This window comes from Sorangium sp. So ce693 (assembly GCF_051521375.1).
In the GTDB taxonomy this organism is placed as follows: Bacteria; Myxococcota_A; Polyangia; order Polyangiales; family Polyangiaceae; genus Sorangium; species Sorangium atrum.
The window spans coordinates 5,822,646-5,838,168 of sequence record NZ_CP150347.1 but is presented as its reverse complement, the minus strand read 5'-3'; the positions used below and the strand labels follow the sequence as shown (position 1 = coordinate 5,838,168).

General features: G+C 71.9%; 11 protein-coding genes and 2 riboswitches. Of the genes, 4 read left to right on the top strand and 7 right to left on the bottom strand.

The window, feature by feature from the left end:
- Positions 1–70 precede the first annotated feature (70 nt).
- Complete coding sequence (locus tag WMF14_RS21880; RefSeq protein WP_437803426.1) at positions 71–772, top strand: glutathione S-transferase family protein; 702 nt, start codon at positions 71–73, stop codon at positions 770–772.
- A gap of 103 nt (positions 773–875) precedes the next feature.
- Here the strand turns inward: WMF14_RS21880 and WMF14_RS21875 are convergent, their stop codons facing one another.
- The 5 genes from WMF14_RS21875 to dhbC all read right to left on the bottom strand — a co-directional run bounded on the left by WMF14_RS21875 (position 876) and on the right by dhbC (position 6,590).
- Positions 876–1,652 (bottom strand): 2,3-dihydro-2,3-dihydroxybenzoate dehydrogenase, encoded by a 777-nt coding sequence (locus WMF14_RS21875; protein ID WP_437803425.1) that lies wholly within the window; start codon positions 1,650–1,652, stop codon positions 876–878.
- Between the two features lie 12 nt (positions 1,653–1,664).
- On the bottom strand, positions 1,665–2,510 hold the full coding sequence (locus WMF14_RS21870; RefSeq protein ID WP_437804260.1) for a siderophore-interacting protein: 846 nt from the start codon (positions 2,508–2,510) through the stop codon (positions 1,665–1,667).
- 46 nt (positions 2,511–2,556) lie between these two features.
- Positions 2,557–3,555, bottom strand: coding sequence for an isochorismatase family protein (locus WMF14_RS21865; RefSeq protein WP_437803424.1), 999 nt, complete (start codon positions 3,553–3,555; stop codon positions 2,557–2,559).
- Between the two features lie 99 nt (positions 3,556–3,654).
- Positions 3,655–5,325 carry a (2,3-dihydroxybenzoyl)adenylate synthase gene (locus WMF14_RS21860; RefSeq protein WP_437803423.1) on the bottom strand — a complete coding sequence of 557 codons (1,671 nt, stop codon included), beginning with the start codon at positions 5,323–5,325 and terminating at the stop codon, positions 3,655–3,657.
- Positions 5,322–6,590 carry an isochorismate synthase DhbC gene (gene dhbC, locus WMF14_RS21855; RefSeq protein ID WP_437803422.1) on the bottom strand — a complete coding sequence of 423 codons (1,269 nt, stop codon included), beginning with the start codon at positions 6,588–6,590 and terminating at the stop codon, positions 5,322–5,324. The genes WMF14_RS21860 and dhbC overlap by 4 nt, the downstream gene beginning before the upstream one ends.
- A 236-nt stretch (positions 6,591–6,826) precedes the next feature.
- Positions 6,827–7,053: riboswitch (cobalamin riboswitch) on the top strand.
- A 159-nt stretch (positions 7,054–7,212) separates the two neighbouring features.
- Between dhbC and WMF14_RS21850 the strand changes: the two genes are divergently transcribed.
- Positions 7,213–9,291: a TonB-dependent receptor domain-containing protein gene (locus tag WMF14_RS21850; protein ID WP_437803421.1), complete on the top strand. Its 2,079-nt coding sequence runs from the start codon at positions 7,213–7,215 to the stop codon at positions 9,289–9,291.
- Positions 9,285–10,517, top strand: coding sequence for a hypothetical protein (locus WMF14_RS21845; protein ID WP_437803420.1), 1,233 nt, complete (start codon positions 9,285–9,287; stop codon positions 10,515–10,517). The genes WMF14_RS21850 and WMF14_RS21845 overlap by 7 nt, the downstream gene beginning before the upstream one ends.
- A 29-nt stretch (positions 10,518–10,546) precedes the next feature.
- Here the strand turns inward: WMF14_RS21845 and WMF14_RS21840 are convergent, their stop codons facing one another.
- Positions 10,547–11,503, bottom strand: a complete 957-nt coding sequence (locus tag WMF14_RS21840; RefSeq protein ID WP_437804258.1) for a ribonucleotide-diphosphate reductase subunit beta — start codon at positions 11,501–11,503, stop codon at positions 10,547–10,549.
- Between the two features lie 59 nt (positions 11,504–11,562).
- On the bottom strand, positions 11,563–14,079 hold the full coding sequence (locus WMF14_RS21835; protein ID WP_437803419.1) for a ribonucleoside-diphosphate reductase subunit alpha: 2,517 nt from the start codon (positions 14,077–14,079) through the stop codon (positions 11,563–11,565).
- Between the two features lie 255 nt (positions 14,080–14,334).
- Positions 14,335–14,542: riboswitch (cobalamin riboswitch) on the bottom strand.
- Positions 14,543–14,656: 114 nt separating this feature from the next.
- Between WMF14_RS21835 and WMF14_RS21830 the strand changes: the two genes are divergently transcribed.
- Complete coding sequence (locus WMF14_RS21830) at positions 14,657–15,523, top strand: NAD-dependent protein deacetylase (RefSeq protein ID WP_437803418.1); 867 nt, start codon at positions 14,657–14,659, stop codon at positions 15,521–15,523.

The following is a 15,523-nucleotide window of genomic DNA, read 5'->3' as shown; positions in this document are numbered from 1 at the left end:
CAAAAAGACCGCCGAGGGCGACCGCTCGAGCTTGCACGCACGCTGCTGCGTCGTTTAGAGGATGGAATCGATGGAAGCACACGACGCCCCCACCGCTCGTCCGATCACGCTCTACGGCTTCGGCAAGGTGCCCAGCGTGGTGATCGGCCTCACGCGAGACCTCCGCATCCTCTGGGCGCTCGAGGAGCTCGGCCTTCCGTACGAGGTGCACGGCCTCGATCAGCCGAAGGGCGAGCTGAACGAGGGGCATTTCGCGCGGATCAGCCCGTTCAACCAGGTGCCGGTGATCGAGGACGACGGCTTCGTGATCGCGGAGAGCGGCGCAATCCTCCTCCACCTTGCAGAGCGCGCGGGGGAGCTATCCGACCTCCGGAAGCGCGCGGAGGTCACGCGCTGGACGTTCGCGGCCCTCACCACGGTCGAGCCGCCGATCGCGCAGATCGTACTGCTCGATCTGAAGGCCAAGTTCGGAAAGACGGCCGGCGCCGACCTCCGACCGGAGCTCTGCGCGTGGGCGCAGCGCTGCCTCGGTGCCCTCGACCGCTGGCTCGACGGCAAGCAATTCGTCACCGGCGACGACTTCACCGTTGCCGACATCGCGATGACTACTGTCCTCCGCCAGGCCTGGCGTGCGGATCTCCTCGGCGACCATCCGCACGTCCGGCGCTACCGCGAGCTCTGCGAAGCGCGTCCGGCCTGGGCCCGCGCGCTCGCCAGCTACGAGCAGCGCCTCGGCGTGGCCGCGGGCGCCGCCAGGACGATGTCGGCTTGACGGACGTGCGCCGATAAGGCGCCAGGGACGCCAAGATAGGATTCTGTTCTTGGCGTCTTCGTCTTGGCGTCTCATTGCTCGCTCGAACGAAGTCCGGCCAGGATCAGGCGCCCAGCGTGGCGCCGCCGTCGACGCAGAGGTCGTGCATCGTGATGTGCCGCGCCTCGTCCGAGAGCAGGAACAGCACCGCGCTGGCGACGTCGTCCGTCGTGGCGATCCGGCGCAGCGGGATACCCAGCCGGAACGCCTCGGGAGCGCCGGCGATGACCGCCTGAGCGCCGCGATCGTCCGCCCAGAGCGCGCGCTGCATCGGCGTGTCCGTCGAGCCAGGGGACACCACGTTGCACCGGATGTCGTGCTGCGCGAGCTCCAGGCCGAGGCACTTCGTCCACTGGGCCGCGGCGGCCTTCGAGGCCGCGTAAGCGCCCATGTTCATCCGCGGCGTGCGCGCGGCGTTGGACCCGACCGTCACGATCGACCCCGATCGGCGCGGCACCATGCGGCGCGCCACGGCCCGGCTCACGTTGAACACCCCCCTGGTGTTGACCGCGAACGTGCGCTCCCAGTCGTCGCTCGTCAGCGAGAGGGCGCCGCCCACGCGCAGCACGCCGGCCACGTTGACGAGGATCTCGAGCGGGCCGAGCTCGCGCTCGATCCGCTCCACCGCGCCGTCGACCGCCTCGCCGTCGGCCACGTCTACCGCGAACGCCGCGGCGCGATGGCCGCTCGCCTGGAGATCGGCGACCACGGCGCCCAGGCGCTCCCGATTCGCGTCCACCGCCGCCACCGCGGCGCCCCGCGCGGCGAGCCTCCGGGCGACGGCCTCGCCGATCCCCTGGGCCGCGCCCGTGACGAGCGCCGCCTTGTGTTTGAACTCCATCGTTCGCTCCCGTCAGGCCCTGTCGAGCCCGTCCATGATCCGGTGCCGCTCCGCGTGGTACGCCTCCTCGGACTGGCTCGCCTTCCAGTAGGGGATCGCGTACAGCGCCTCGCGCCCGAGCCCGCGCTCGTCGAGCAGGTGATCGCGGATCGCGACGACGGACGACGACTCGCCCGCGACCCAGGCGAAGACGCGGCCGTCCGGCCACCCCAGGGCGCGGACGGCCGCCTCGAGCCGGGGGCCCGGGGCGTGCTCGCCCTGCAGGTAGATCCAGGTCAGCGCGACGTGCGGCGGGTGATCGATCTCCTGCACGTCCGCCGCGTCGGGGACCGCGACGACGGCGTGGCCGCGCGCCGTCTTCGGCAGGGCCTCGAGCAGCGCGCCGATGGCCGGCAGCGCGGAGAGGTCGCCGGCCAGGAGGTACCAGTCCGCGGGACCGAGCATCGGATCGGGGCCGCCCGGCCCGGCGATGCCGATGCGGTCGCCCGGCCTGGCGCGGTGGGCCCACCGCGACGCGGGGCCGTCGTCCCCGTGCAGGACGAAGTCCACGTCCAGCTCGCCGGCCTGCGCGTCGAACCTGCGCACCGAGTACGTGCGCGTGATCGGCCGCCGACGCATCGGAGGCCAGACGGGGCCGTCCGGGCCCAGCGTGGGCAGCTCCGGCGCCGCCTGGTCGCCGCGCGGGAAGAAGACCTTGATGTGCGCGCCGCCGCAGCGCGCGGGGAACCCCGCGATCGCCTCGCCGCCCAGCGTGATCCGCCGCATGCGGGGGGAGATCGCGGTCGTGCGCAGCACCTCGAGCAGGCGCGGCGGGGTGCGCGCCACCGGCCCGGGTGGGGATGTCGCGACTCGATTCATGGTGACCTGTGCCATGGGGAAGCCGTCGTGCAGCAAGCTCGGCCGGTCAGCCTGTAGCTTCCTGGATGGGCGCCTCCGCGCGGTGTCGGGGCGCTGGCCTCGCCTCGCGCGGCAGCCGGGTCGACAGGAGCTCCCACCAGTGCCCGAGCGTCGGCAGCTCGGCGAGGTCCACGAACGCGACGTCGATCCCCGCGGCGCGCCACTGCTCGACGAGCGTCATGAGCCGTATCGAGTCGAGCCCCAGATCGAGGACGTTGTCGCGATCGGAGATCGCCGAGGGGAGCTGGTCGAGGACCTCGGCCACGTCGCCGCGCAGGCGCTCGACCCACGGCGTCCGGTCCTGCGTCCCCCCGAGCGGCGCCGGCGCCTCGCGCCGCGGGGGGCTCGCCCGCTCGCGGGGCGCGAGCGCGGCCGCGAGCGCGGCGAGGACGTCGCTCGTCGGCAGCGCGACGCCGCACCGCTGCGCGACGTAGGTGATGGCCATGTCGTGCTGCTGCCGGGAGAAATCGGCGGTCCCGTCGGTCACGAGGAACGGCTGGACGTCGTTCATGAACGCCTCGCACGCGGTCAGCAGGCACCCGATGTGCGCGTACACGCCGCACACGATCAGCTGATCGCGGCCCCACCGGCGCATGAGATCCAGGAGCTCCGTGCGCTGGAAGGCGCTGTAACGCCACTTGGTGAGGACGGTGTCGGCGCTTCCCGGCGCGAGCTCGCGCACGATCTCGTGTTTGTCGGGCTGCTGCGTCAGACCGGGCCCCCAGAGATCCGTCAGCAAACCGCGCTGGGCTCTCGTCTGCTCTGCCGGCTGCTTCGTGTAGACGACCGGGATCCCGCTCGCCGCGCACCTCTCCCGGAGCAGGCGGACACTTTCGATCAGCTCGACCATCGGGGACGCGCTCGCGTCGTAGAAGCCGAGGAAATACTCCTGCATATCGTGGATCAAGAGGACGGAGCGCCCCGGATCCGGCCGCCATGACGCCCGGCTCTCCGGGAGCTCATCGGCTCGTGGCATGCGATAGGTCTGGATGCGGGGGATGGCCATGGTCGTTCCTCTCTCTCTTCTCGTCTCTTGTGGTCGCAGCGCTCCTGTCGACGGAACGGCCGCGGGCGTCGCTGCGCCGCCTCGGCTCGCGCTGTCCTCTCAGGCGCGCGCTCCCTGCGCGAGCCTGTCGGCGATCCAGCGGCGGAGCGCCTTCTTGTCCACCTTGCCGACGCTCGTCGTCGGGAGGGCGTCGAGCCACTCGATGCGATCGGGCACCTTGTACGGGGCGACGCCGCGCTCGCGCAGGAAGGCGTTGATCTCCCTCGCCGGCGGCGGCTGCCCGCGCGCCACGAGGAACGCGCACGACCGCTCGCCGAGGTGGGCGTCCGGCATGGCGACGAGCGCCGCGTCGCGCACCGCCGGGTGGGCGAGGACGTGGTTCTCGACCTCCTCGGCCGCGATCTTCTCGCCGCCGCGGTTGATCTGATCCTTGGCGCGGCCCTCCACGACGAGGTAGCCGGCGGCGGTCCGCCGCACGAGATCGCCCGTGCGGTAGAAGCCGTCGCGCGTGAACGCCTTCTCGTTGTGCGCGTCGGCCCTGTAATAGCCGCGGATCGTGTAGGGCCCTCGCGTGAGCAGGTGGCCGACCTGCCCGGGCTCGACGTCGCGGTCCTCGTCGTCCACGACGCGGACCTCGTCGTGGGGCGAGATGGGCCGACCCTGCGTCTCGAGCGCGATGGCGTCGGGGTCGTCGAGGCGGGTGTAGTTGACGAGCCCCTCCGCCATCCCGAACACCTGCTGCACCTTGCAGCCCAGGGTCGGCCCCACGCGGCGCGCGACCTCCGCGGGGAGCCTGGCGCCGCCCACCTGGAGCACCTTCAAGCTCGACAGGTCGTGCCGCGCCGCCCGGGCCGACTCCAGCCAGACCGAGGCCAGCGGCGGCACGAGCGCGGTCAGCGTGACCCGCTCCCGCTCGATCCACGCGAACGCCTCGTCCGGGCTGGGGCGGCGGCAGAGCACCACGCGGCCGCCGGCGTGGAGCGCGCCGAGGCTCCCGGGAGAGCTGAGCGTGAAGTTGTGCGCGACGGGGAGGACGGCGAGGTAGACGCTGCCCTCGTCGAGCCCGCAGATCTCCGCGCTGGCCCGAACGCTGTAGAGGTAGTCGTCGTGCGTCCTCGGGATGAGCTTCGGTACGCCGGTGCTCCCGCCGGACAGCTGGAAGAACGCGACGTCCCCCGCGGCGGGCTCCGGGAGCTCGACGGGCTCCCGGTCCAGGCTGGAGAGCGCCGTGTGCTCGCCCGGCTCGCCGGCCACGAGCACGTGCCGCAAGGTCCTGACGTCACGCCGGATCTGGCTCGCCAGCTCCCGGTAATCGAACCCGCCGTCCCGGTCGGCGATGACGTACGCGACCGCCTCGGTGTGCTCGCAGAAATACGCGATCTCGGCGCGCCGGTGCGCGGGCAGGGCCAGCACGGGGAGCGCCCCGAGCCGGAACAGCGCGAAGCACACCTCGAAGAACTCCGCGATGTTCGGGAGCTGGACGACGACGCGATCCCCCGGCCGGAGCCCGAGGCGCAGGAGGCCCGCGGCGAGGCGATCGGCGCGCCGATCGAGCTCACCGTAGCTCAGCCGGCGATCGCCGCCGACGAGCGCGATCCGATCCGGGTGCCGCGCGGCCCGCTCGCGGAGCAGGCGCCCGAAGGTGTCGCCGCGCCAGTAGCCGGCGCGCCGGTAGAGATCGGCCATCTCGGCCGGCCACGGAGTCCAGCCGTCGAGCGCCTGCGTTCGCGCCTGCGCGGGCGCCTGCCGGCTTTCCTCCTGAGAGCTCATGCCCTCTCCGGCGCCTTGTCGAGGCCGAGCGCGTTCAGCATCGTCCCGAGCTTGGCGGTGGTCTCGGCGAGCTCGTGCTCGCCGCTCGATCCGATGACGATCCCGGCCCCGGCATAGAGGCGGAGCGCCCGGCCGGCGACGTCGGCGCAGCGGATGACGACCGCCCACTCGCCGTCGCCGCTGGCGTCGGACCAGCCCACGAGCCCCGTGAAGAACCCGCGGTCGAACCGCTCGATCGCCTCGATGGCGTCGCGGGCGCGGTCCGTGGGGTATCCGCACACCGCGGGGGTCGGGTGCAGCGCTGTGGCCAGCTTCATCGAGGAGATCGAGAGATCGCGCAGCTCCCCGGTGAGCCGGCTCGACAGGTGCCACAGCGTCGGGGTCTGCGTGAGCGAAGGCTCGTCGGGGACGCTGAGGCGCCGGCAGAACGGCCGGAGCGCGGCGGCGACGGCGTCGACGACGATGGCGTGCTCGTGCCGGTCTTTCTCGGACGCGAGCAGGGCGATCGCCCGCCGGCGGTCCTCGTCGGGGTCCGGGCTGCGGATCGCGGAGCCGGCGAGCGGATTGGCGATCACCCGGAGCCCGGAGCGCGACAGGAGCAGCTCCGGGCTCGCGCCGAGGAGCGTCCGCGCGCGCGACGTCGCGCCGCCGCGCTCCGCGCCGGAGAGCCCCGCGGTCGGATCCGAGAGGTTGGCGGCGAAGGTGTAGCCGTTCCGGTTCTGCTGCGAGAGGCGCTGGAGGACGAGGCGGAGATCGACCGGCTCTCGCAGGACCATCTCCAGCATCCTGGAGAGGACCACCTTGCTCAGCACCTCGGACCGCATCAGGCCCACCGCCGCCTCGACGCCGCGCACGTAGTCGCGGGGCTCCGGGACCTGGCGCAGCTCCTGGATGGCAATCGGCAGGTGCGCCCTCGGCGACTCCGACGTGTGGTTGAGCGGGCCTGCGCTCTGGATGGTCCGCGGCACGATGAGGTGAGCGGGCGACGTGCTGTTGAACGGCACCGCGCCGACCACCATGGGGAGGCCCTGACCGGCGCCGGTCCTCGAGGCCGCCGCGAGCACCCTTGTGACGCGGTCCGCGAGGCGATCGCCCTGATCCGCGCCGTTCGGCTCGAGGATCATGTCGTGTACGCCCTGCGCGAGGAGGGTGCGTGTCGGCGACGCGAAGAAGAACGCCGACTCAGGGGTGTATTGCTTCAACAGCTGCCCTGCGTTCACCGCGGGCAGCGCGGCAGAGGCCGGCATCGAGATGGAACTCGTCACATTCAGCTCCGATGGGCGTCGAGAGCCACGTGGGCTCGGGTCATCGGGCGCTGGACGTCAGGTCTCGGGCCGCTTGATCCTGATAAAGAAAATCAGTTTCAAGTAACTCATGGCACGGCCGAGCAAGACTGTCAAGGGACTCCCGATTCCGTCTCGGGTGTGTGCCGTCGGTGGGGCCCGTGGACGGGGCGCTCCGGGGCTTCGCTTCTGCGTTGACATCCTGCGTGACGGGTGCGACGAGTCGCCCCGCCATCGGTGCTCGTCCGGCCATCGCCGGGCGAGCTGAAAAGGGAACCCGGTGAGAATCCGGGACTGCCCCCGCAGCGGTGAACGGGAACGACGATCACCAAGAAGCACTGGGCATGCACCAGAGCAGCCTGGGAAGCGGTGATCCGTAGGAGAGCGGCCGGCGATGGCCGCAGCGCCCGTGAGTCCGAAGACCTGCCGAAGGTGCGCGCGCCGGTGCGCTGGCGCGCGCTGACCTGAGCCTTCGAGGGGAAGGCGCGCAGGCTCTCGACCACCTCGCTCGCGCGCGGTGCCGTGGCCCGTCACGCAGCCCCCTCGCTTCGGCTCTCGGCTCACCCGGAGCAGCGCTGGGTCGACGCGGGCAGGCGGCGCGTGAATGGTTGATTCCTCTGATCGTCGGTCGCGTCGGCGCCGGAGCGCCGGCGCGGCGTGCTGGCTCGCGCTCGCGGTCGGCAGCGTCGTGGCAGCCTCGCCTGCCGCCCGCGCCGACGATCGGCGCAGGCCGGCGGGCGAGCAGGGGGGCGATCGCGCTGTCGCTCCGCCGGAGACAGCCCCGCTGGAGGTGCGCGTCGAGGGCGATCGCCTGCGCGCGCCCGCGCCGCCCAAGGACAGGTCCGTCGCGGGGTCGGTGCTGAGCCGCGATCGCCTCACCGGCGCGGGGCTCGGGGCGGCGGACGTGCTCCGCACGCAGCCGGGCGTCCGCGTGGAGGAGTCGGGCGGCTTCGGCGGGCCGGCGACCGCGGCCCTCCGGGGAGCGACCGCCACGCAGACGCCTGTGTACCTCGCCGGCGTCCGCCTGAACGACGACGTCGTGGGGACGGCGGATCTCTCCCTCGTGCCCCTCTGGCTCATCGAGCGCGTCGAGATCTACCGCGGCAACGCGCCCATCGAGGCCGACCGCCTCGGCCCCGGCGGCGCGATCTTCTTCGAGCCGCGGCGGCCCTCCCGGACGACGGCCGGCGTGGGGGCGATGGCGGGCTCGCTCGGCGCGCGGCGCGGGTGGGCGTTCGCCGGCGCCAGCGCGGGGCCGGTGAGCTCGATCGTCGGGGTGAGCGCCGAGGCCGCGGAGAACCGCTACACGTTCGTGGACGATCGCGGGACGCTCTTCGACGAGAGCGACGATACCCTGGAGCGCCGGCAGAACGCCGACGTGCGCACGATCGACGCCTGGGCGCTCGCGCGCGTCGAGCTCGGGGGCGGCGCGATCGTCGACGTGATCGCGAACGGCACCGATCGCGAGCAGGGGATGCCGAGGCTCGCGCTCCTGCCGTCCCGGAAAGCGCGGGGGGAGTCGCGGCGCGCGCTGACGTCGGTCGTGGCGCGCGTGCCGTTCGGCGGCGAGGCGCAGCACGCGATCGAGGCGCGTACCTCGTTCATCGAGGCGCGCTCGGAGGTCCACGACCCCCTCTTCGAGCTCGCGCTGCTCACGCCGGAGCTCCGCCTCGCCGGCCGCCGCCTGGAGCAGACGCTCGGGGCGACGCTCGCCTTCGCCGACCGGCTCCGGGTGCGGCCCGTGCTCTCGGTCGCGCGCGAGGGCATCTCGCGCGCGCCGGACGACGTCCCGCTCGCGCGGGCGCGGCGCTCGTTCGCGCGTGGCGCCGTCAGCGCGGAGGTGCGGCTCGGCGAGGGGCTCGCGCTGCACGCCCTCGCGAGCGGGGAGTGCCACGCCACCGGCGCGGACCCGGAGCGCCCTTGCGACGTGCTCGTCCCGACCGGGCGGGTCGGCGTGGAGGCGGGGAGCGACCGGATCCGGCTCCTCGCGACCGTGGGCCGCTACGTCCGCGTCCCGACGCTCGGCGAGGTGTACGGCGTCTCCGGCGTCGTCCACGGCAACGTGGAGCTCGAGCCGGAGTCCGGCGCCACGATCGAGGCCGGGATCCGGGCGCAGACGGGGCGCGGCGCCGTCGTGCGCGGCGCCTTCATCGACGTCTTCGCGTTCGGGAGCGCGGTCTCCGGGCTCGTCGCGTACGAGAGATCCGGCCAGGGCTACGTGAGCCCGTACAACGTCGGCCGCGCCCGCGTCGTGGGCGCAGAGCTCCTGGCCGGGGTCGAGGTGACCCCGTTCCTCCGCGCCGAGGTTGCGGCGACGCTGCTCGATCCGCGGGACACGACGCCGGGGCGGACGACGAGGAACGACATCCTCCCGTTCCGCTCGCGCCTCGTCGTCGCGCCGCGCCTGCACGCCGAGTGGAACCGCCCGGACGGCGCCGTGTTCTCGGGCGCGTCGGGCGAGCTCCGCGCCGTGTACCAGTCGAGCCGGTACGCCGATCCCGCCGGCCTCGGCGTGATCGCGGAGCAAGCGACCCTCGACCTCGACGCGGAGGCGAGGTGGCTCGACGGGCACCTCGCGGTGAGGGGTCGCGTCGCGGACCTGCTGGACGCGCGGCGCACGGATGTCGTCGGGTATCCGCTCCCGGGACGGAGCGTGTTTTTCACACTGGAGTCAACATGGTGAAGATCAGTCTATCTGCGATCGCGATCTCGATTCCGCTCCTCGGGTGCAACGTGGATTCGCCGCCGCCGTCGACGGGCGGCGTCCACGGCGGTGGCGACGGCGACGCGTGCGAGGGCGGCGTCGTCATCGTGACGAGCGACTACCAGTCGACGAACATCGCTGTGTCGGAGCTCGACGGGACCACCCTGTCGCCCTCCTTCGTGTCGAGCGGCGCGGCGAAGCCGGGGCTCAGCCTCGCGCTGTCCGGCGACGTCGACGTCCCGCGGGCGGCGCCGCCGTCCGGCCGCGTGGTCCTGCTCGATCGGTTCGGCACGAACGTGATCACCTGGATGGATCTCGAGACCGCCGAGGTCCTCGCGCAGCTCCCGGTCGGGCAGGGGTTCGAGTCGAACCCGCAGGACTACATCGAGGTGGGCGCGGACCGCGCGCTCGTGTCGCGCTACGGGAGCAACCCGACCCCGGGCGTGGAGCCGTTCGACGAGGGCGGCGATCTCCTGATCGTCGACACGAAGGAGTACTCCATTGCGGGGCGCATCGCCCTTCCGGAGGAGGAAGAGGGGCTCCTGCCGCGCCCGTCGGGGATGGCGCGCATCGGCGACGACGTGGTCGTATCGCTCGGCCGGCTCGCCGCGGACCTCTCGACCGCGGGCGAAGGGCGCTTCGTGGGCGTCTCGCCGGAGCAGGGCGCTGTCACATGGACGGTCGACGTGCAGGGGCTCTACGGCTGCGGGCGCCTCGCCGTGTCGCCCTCGGGAGAGCGGCTGGCGGTCGCCTGCTCGAGCCGCTTCAACGCCGAAACGATGGAGTACGACCCGGCGACGAGCGACATCGTGATCTACGACGCTCGCACCTCGCCCCCGGAGGAGATCAAGCGGCTCGGCGTGGCCCGGGCGCTCGGCGCCGCGGTCCAGCCCACGCTCGCCTTCGCCTCCGAGGACGTCCTCCTCGGGACGGCCTACGCGGGCAGCGCGTCCGCCGGGGATCGCGCCTTCTCCGTGAGCATCGCCACGGGCGAGGTCACGACGCTCGCCCTGGCAACCCAGGCCTACGCCTTCGGCGGCGTCCACTGCTCGCCCGGCTGCGGCGACGTCTGCCTGCTGAGCGACGCGGAGAAGAACAAGCTCCGGCGCTGGAAGGTCGCTGCGAACGGCGCGCTCGAGCCCCTGGAGGACGCGACCGTCGACACCGAGATCGGGCTCCCGCCGCGAGGGATCGGCGGGCTCTGATCGGCCCTGCGGGCGGTAGGTTGATCGCGTCAGAACGAGGCGTCGAGGACGACCTCGCCGGAGACGCCGACCTGATACGCGGAGACGCGGCGCTCGAAGAAGTTCGTGACCTCCTGGACGTCTTGGAGATCCATGAACGAGAACGGGTTCTTCGCCCCGTAGCGCTTCGGCATGCCGAGCGTGGCGAGCCGCTGGTCGGCGCAGAACTCGAGGTAGCGGCGCACGTCGCGCGCCGACATGCCCGCCACGCCGGCCCCGAGGAGATCCTCGGCGAACCGGGCCTCGCAGGCGATCGCCTCATCCATCATGTCGAGGATCGACTGAGAGAGCCCGGCGTCGAAGAGCTCGGGCTCCTCGCGCCGCACCGTGCTCACGACCTCGAAGGCGAAGCGCATGTGCGCGCTCTCGTCGCGGAAGACCCAGCTCGTCCCCGCGGCCAGCCCGTGGAGCAGGCCGCGCGAGCGCAGGAAGTACACGTACGCGAACGCGCCGAAGAAGAAGAGCCCCTCGACGCACGCGGCGAAGCAGATGAGGTTCAGCAGGAACCGCCGCCGATCGGCGCGCGAGTCCAGCCGGCCGAGCGACTCGATGGAATCGATCCACCGCATGCAGAAATCGGCCTTCTGGCGGATCGAGGGGATGTTCTCGACGGCCGCGAAGGCGCGGTGACGATCCTCGGGATCGGGGACGTACGTGTCGAGGAGCGTCAGATAGAACTGGACGTGAAGCGCCTCTTCGTAGAGCTGCCGCGACAGGTACATCCGCGCCTCCGGGGCGTTGATGTGCCTGTACAGGTTGAGGACGAGGTTGTTCGCCACGATGGAGTCTCCCGTGGCGAAGAACGCGACGAGGCGCTGCACGAGGTGCCGCTCCGCGTCGGTCATCTTCCGCAGGTCGCCCACGTCCGTGGAGAAATCGACCTCCTCCACGGTCCACGTGTTCTTGATGGCGGAGCGGTACATCTCGAAGAAGGCCGGATAGGCCATCGGGCGCAGGGTGAGGCACTGGCCCGGATCCAGGAGGCGCGCGGGGCGGCTGACGCGGCTCACTGGCAGGCCTCGCAGGCTTCGGGGTTCTCGAGCGCGCACGCCACGTCCGCGGCCGCCTTCGCCGGCGGCGCGGACACCCAGCCGCCCTCGCGGCGCGGCGCGGCGCCGCCCTCGGGCGTGCGGTCGGGCGCCGCCTCCACGGTCGCCTTGGCGATGCGCGTCGCGGGGCGTGATCGCAGGTAATAGGTCGTCTTGAGCCCCTTCTTCCATGCGTGGAAGTACATGCTCGAGAGCTGACCGATCGTGGGGTTCTCGACGAAGAGGTTCAGCGACTGGCTCTGATCGATGAAGGCGCCGCGATCCGCGGCCATGTCGATGAGCGAGCGCATCGGGATCTCCCACGCCGTCCGGTACACGGCGCGCAGCTGCTCGGGCAGCTCGTCCATGCCCTGGACCGAGCCCTCCGCGAGCTTGAGCCGGGTGCGCGCCGCGTCGTTCCACGCGCCGAGCCGCTTGAGCTCCGCGACCAGGTAGCGGTTCATCTGCAGGAAGTCCCCCGAGAGCGTCTCGCGCTTGAAGAGGTTGGACACCTGCGGCTCGATGCACTCGTAGCAGCCCGCGATCGACGCGATGGTGGCCGTCGGCGCGATGGCGACGAGCAGCGAGTTCCTGAGCCCCTCGGCCTGGACGCGCGCGCGGAGCGCCTCCCAGCGGGCCGTGTCCTCCGGGACGGCGTTCCACGCGTCGAACTGGAGCTCTCCGCGCGCGGCGCGCGTCTCGTCGAACGCCGGGTGTCGCCCCTTCTCCGCCGCGAGGTCCGCGGACGTCGAGAGCGCGTGGTGATACACCTCCTCCGAGATCCGCCTGGAGAGCTCCCGCGCGGCCGGGGCGTCGAAGGGCAGGCGCATCTGGAAGAACACGTCCTGCAGGCCCATGAGCCCGAGCCCGACGGGCCGCCAGCGGAGGTTCGAGCGCCTCGTCGCGGGGATGGGGTAGTAGTTGAGGTCGATGACACGGTCGAGCTGGCGGACCGCGGTCCGCACCGTGCGCGCGAGCTTCTTGAAGTCGAACGCGATCGCGCCGTCCGCCAGCGTGGTCGTGTGGCGAGCGAGGTTGATCGAGCCCAGGTTGCAGACGGCCGACTCCTCGTTCGAGGTCACCTCCAGGATCTCGGTGCAGAGGTTCGAGAGGTGCACAGTCCGGCCCGGCAGCGCCGTCTGGTTGCAGGCGCGGTTCGACTTGTCCTTGAACGTCATCCAGCCGTTGCCCGTCTGCGCGAGCGTGCGCATCATCCGCGCGTAGAGCTCGCGGGCCTTCATCGTCTTCTTGGCGAGGCCCGCCCGCTCCGCCTCGACGTAGCGACGATCGAACTCCTCCCCGTAGAGATCGGGGAGATCGCGCACTTCCTTCGGGTCGAACAGGCTCCATTCGCCGTCGGCCTCGACCCGCTTCATGAAGAGGTCCGGGACCCAGCTCGCGAGGTTCAGGTTGTGCGTGCGCGCGGCCTCGTCGCCCGTGTTGTCGCGCAGCGAGAGGAACTCCTCGACGTCGGCGTGCCACGGTTCGAGGTAGACGCAGCAGGCGCCCTTGCGCTTGCCGCCCTGGTTCACGGCCGCGACGGACGCGTCGAGCGTCTTGAGCCAAGGCACGATCCCGCTGGAGTGCCCGTTGGTGCTCTCGATGAGCGAGCCGCGCGAGCGCACCCGGTGGTAGGCGAGCCCGATGCCGCCCGAGAACTTCGAGAGCATCGCGACGTCGGTGTAGCGCTGGTAGATGGTCTCGAGGTGATCGTCCGGCGAGTCGAGCAGAAAGCAGCTCGAGAGCTGCTCGTGGCTCGTCCCGGAGTTGAACATCGTCGGTGAGCTCGGGAGGTAATCGAGCGACGAGAAGAGCCGGTAGAGCTCGACGGCCTGCGCCACGGTCTCGGAGAGCGCGCATGCGATGCGCAGGAAGAACTGCTGCGGCGTCTCGATGACGAGGCGCGTCTCCGGGTGCTTGAGCAGGTAGCGGTCGTAGAGCGTCCGCAGGCCGAAGTACTCGAGCTCGTGGTCGCGCCCCGGCTCGATGGCGTCGTTCAGCTTGCGGGCGTTCTGCGCGACGAAGCCGTGGAGCCGATCGTTGATGAGGCCCAGCCGCCGCCCCACGGCGATGGACTGCGAGAAGGCGTGGATCTCCTGATTGCGGACCTCCTTGTCGATGTAGGTCGCGAGCAGGCGCGCCGCGAGCTTCGCGTACTGGGGCTCATCGGCGATGAGCGACGCCGCCGTCTGGATGGAGAGCTGATCGAGCTCGCGCGTCGTCGCGCCGTCGTAGAGGCCGCTGATGGTCTTTGTCGCGACGCGGAGCGCGTCGACGTCGGACAGGGCCGCGCAGGAGCGGCTCACCGCCCGGACGATCTTGTTGACGTCGACTGGCTCGCTCGAGCCGTTGCGCTTCTTCACGCGCATCGTCGTGTGCGGGAGCGTCTCCTCCGCGCCGGCGCTCGTCATGGCGGGCGCGTGAGGCGCGTGGGGTGCGTGGAGCGCGCGCAACGGCGCCGCGCCGTTGCTCTTCACCAACGGTTCGTTCAGCATGGCATCCTCCTCGTCGTGCTCGTTCCGAGCGGTCTCGGACCGCTCGCGTCGATGCCGCGAGAACGAGAAAGCCAGCCGATGCGCACGGGTGCGCCAGGCTCTTTGGAGGAGCCCTCGGACCGACCGCTCGCCCCCGCGGACGAAAGGAAGACAACGCGGGAGGGGGTCGGAACCGGGACAAGCGCGAGAGTCTGCGCCAGCTCGGACCTACCCGCCTCCCACGAGGCTTCCAGGTCAAACCGGCGCGGGATGTCTCCCCAGCGCAGGATGTTGGCAGGTCTTCGGGCTCACGAGCGCTCCGGCTCTCGCCGGGTTCCTACGGTCCACCGCTTCCCAGCCCGAGGGCCAGTGCGCGTCGTGGAGATCGTTCTCGCTTACCGCTGCGGGGCAGCCCCGGATTCACACCGGGTTCCCTTTTGAGCCCCGGGCCGAAGCCCGAGGCACCAACATGGCCACTACATATGGTGGTGCAGTGAGCCGGTCAAGCGAGATGTTGTGGGGGAGCTCCTTTGCCCGGTTGCATGATTGCACGGTTGACGCTGGCGGTGCGCGCAGCGACGGGCCACAACCCGGGCGTATGCCGCTCAGCGAAGCGCTCCTCGCGGATCCGTTCGACGACCTCGTCGCGCTCCTGCGCGGCAAGCGGATCGTGGCGCTGACGGGCGCGGGGTGCAGCACCGAGTCCGGCATCCCGGACTATCGAGGTCCCGAGACGCGGCGCCGCGCGCGGAACCCGATCCAGGGGCGGGAGTTCTCCCGCTCTGCCGAGATCCGGCAGCGGTACTGGGCGCGCGCCGTGATCGGCTGGGAGCGGTTCTCGAGGGCCGAGCCGAACCCCGCCCACCGCGCCCTCGCGCAGCTCGAGCACGGCGGGCAGCTCGACGGCCTCATCACGCAGAACGTCGACGGCCTCCACCAGGCCGCGGGCAGCCGCCGCGTCATCGAGCTGCACGGGACGCTCTCCGAGGTCGCTTGCCTCGCGTGCGGCGCGATGGAGCGGCGCGCCGCCCTCCAGGAGCGGCTCCTCGCGCAGAACCCCGGCTGGCTGCGCCTCGCGGCCGACCTCGCCCCCGACGGCGACGCCGACCTGCCCGCCGAGCACGTGGCGGGCTTCCGGGCGCCGCCGTGCCTCCGCTGCGAGGGGCCGCTCAAGCCGCGCGTCGTCTTCTTCGGCGAGAACGTGGCCCGGCCGATCGTCGACGCGGCCTTCGCGCTCGTGGACGCGGCGGACGCGCTCCTCGTCGTCGGCTCGTCGCTGGCGGTCTTCTCGGGCTACCGCTTCGTGCTGCGCGCCGCGCAGCGAGGCATGCCGATCGCCATGATCAACCTCGGCTCCGCGCGCGGCGAGGAGCTCGGCGCGCTCAAGATCGAGGCCCGGGCCGGCGAGGTGCTGCCGCGCCTCGCCGAGGCGCTCGGCGTCCGCGCGACCGCGGCGCCCCGGTGA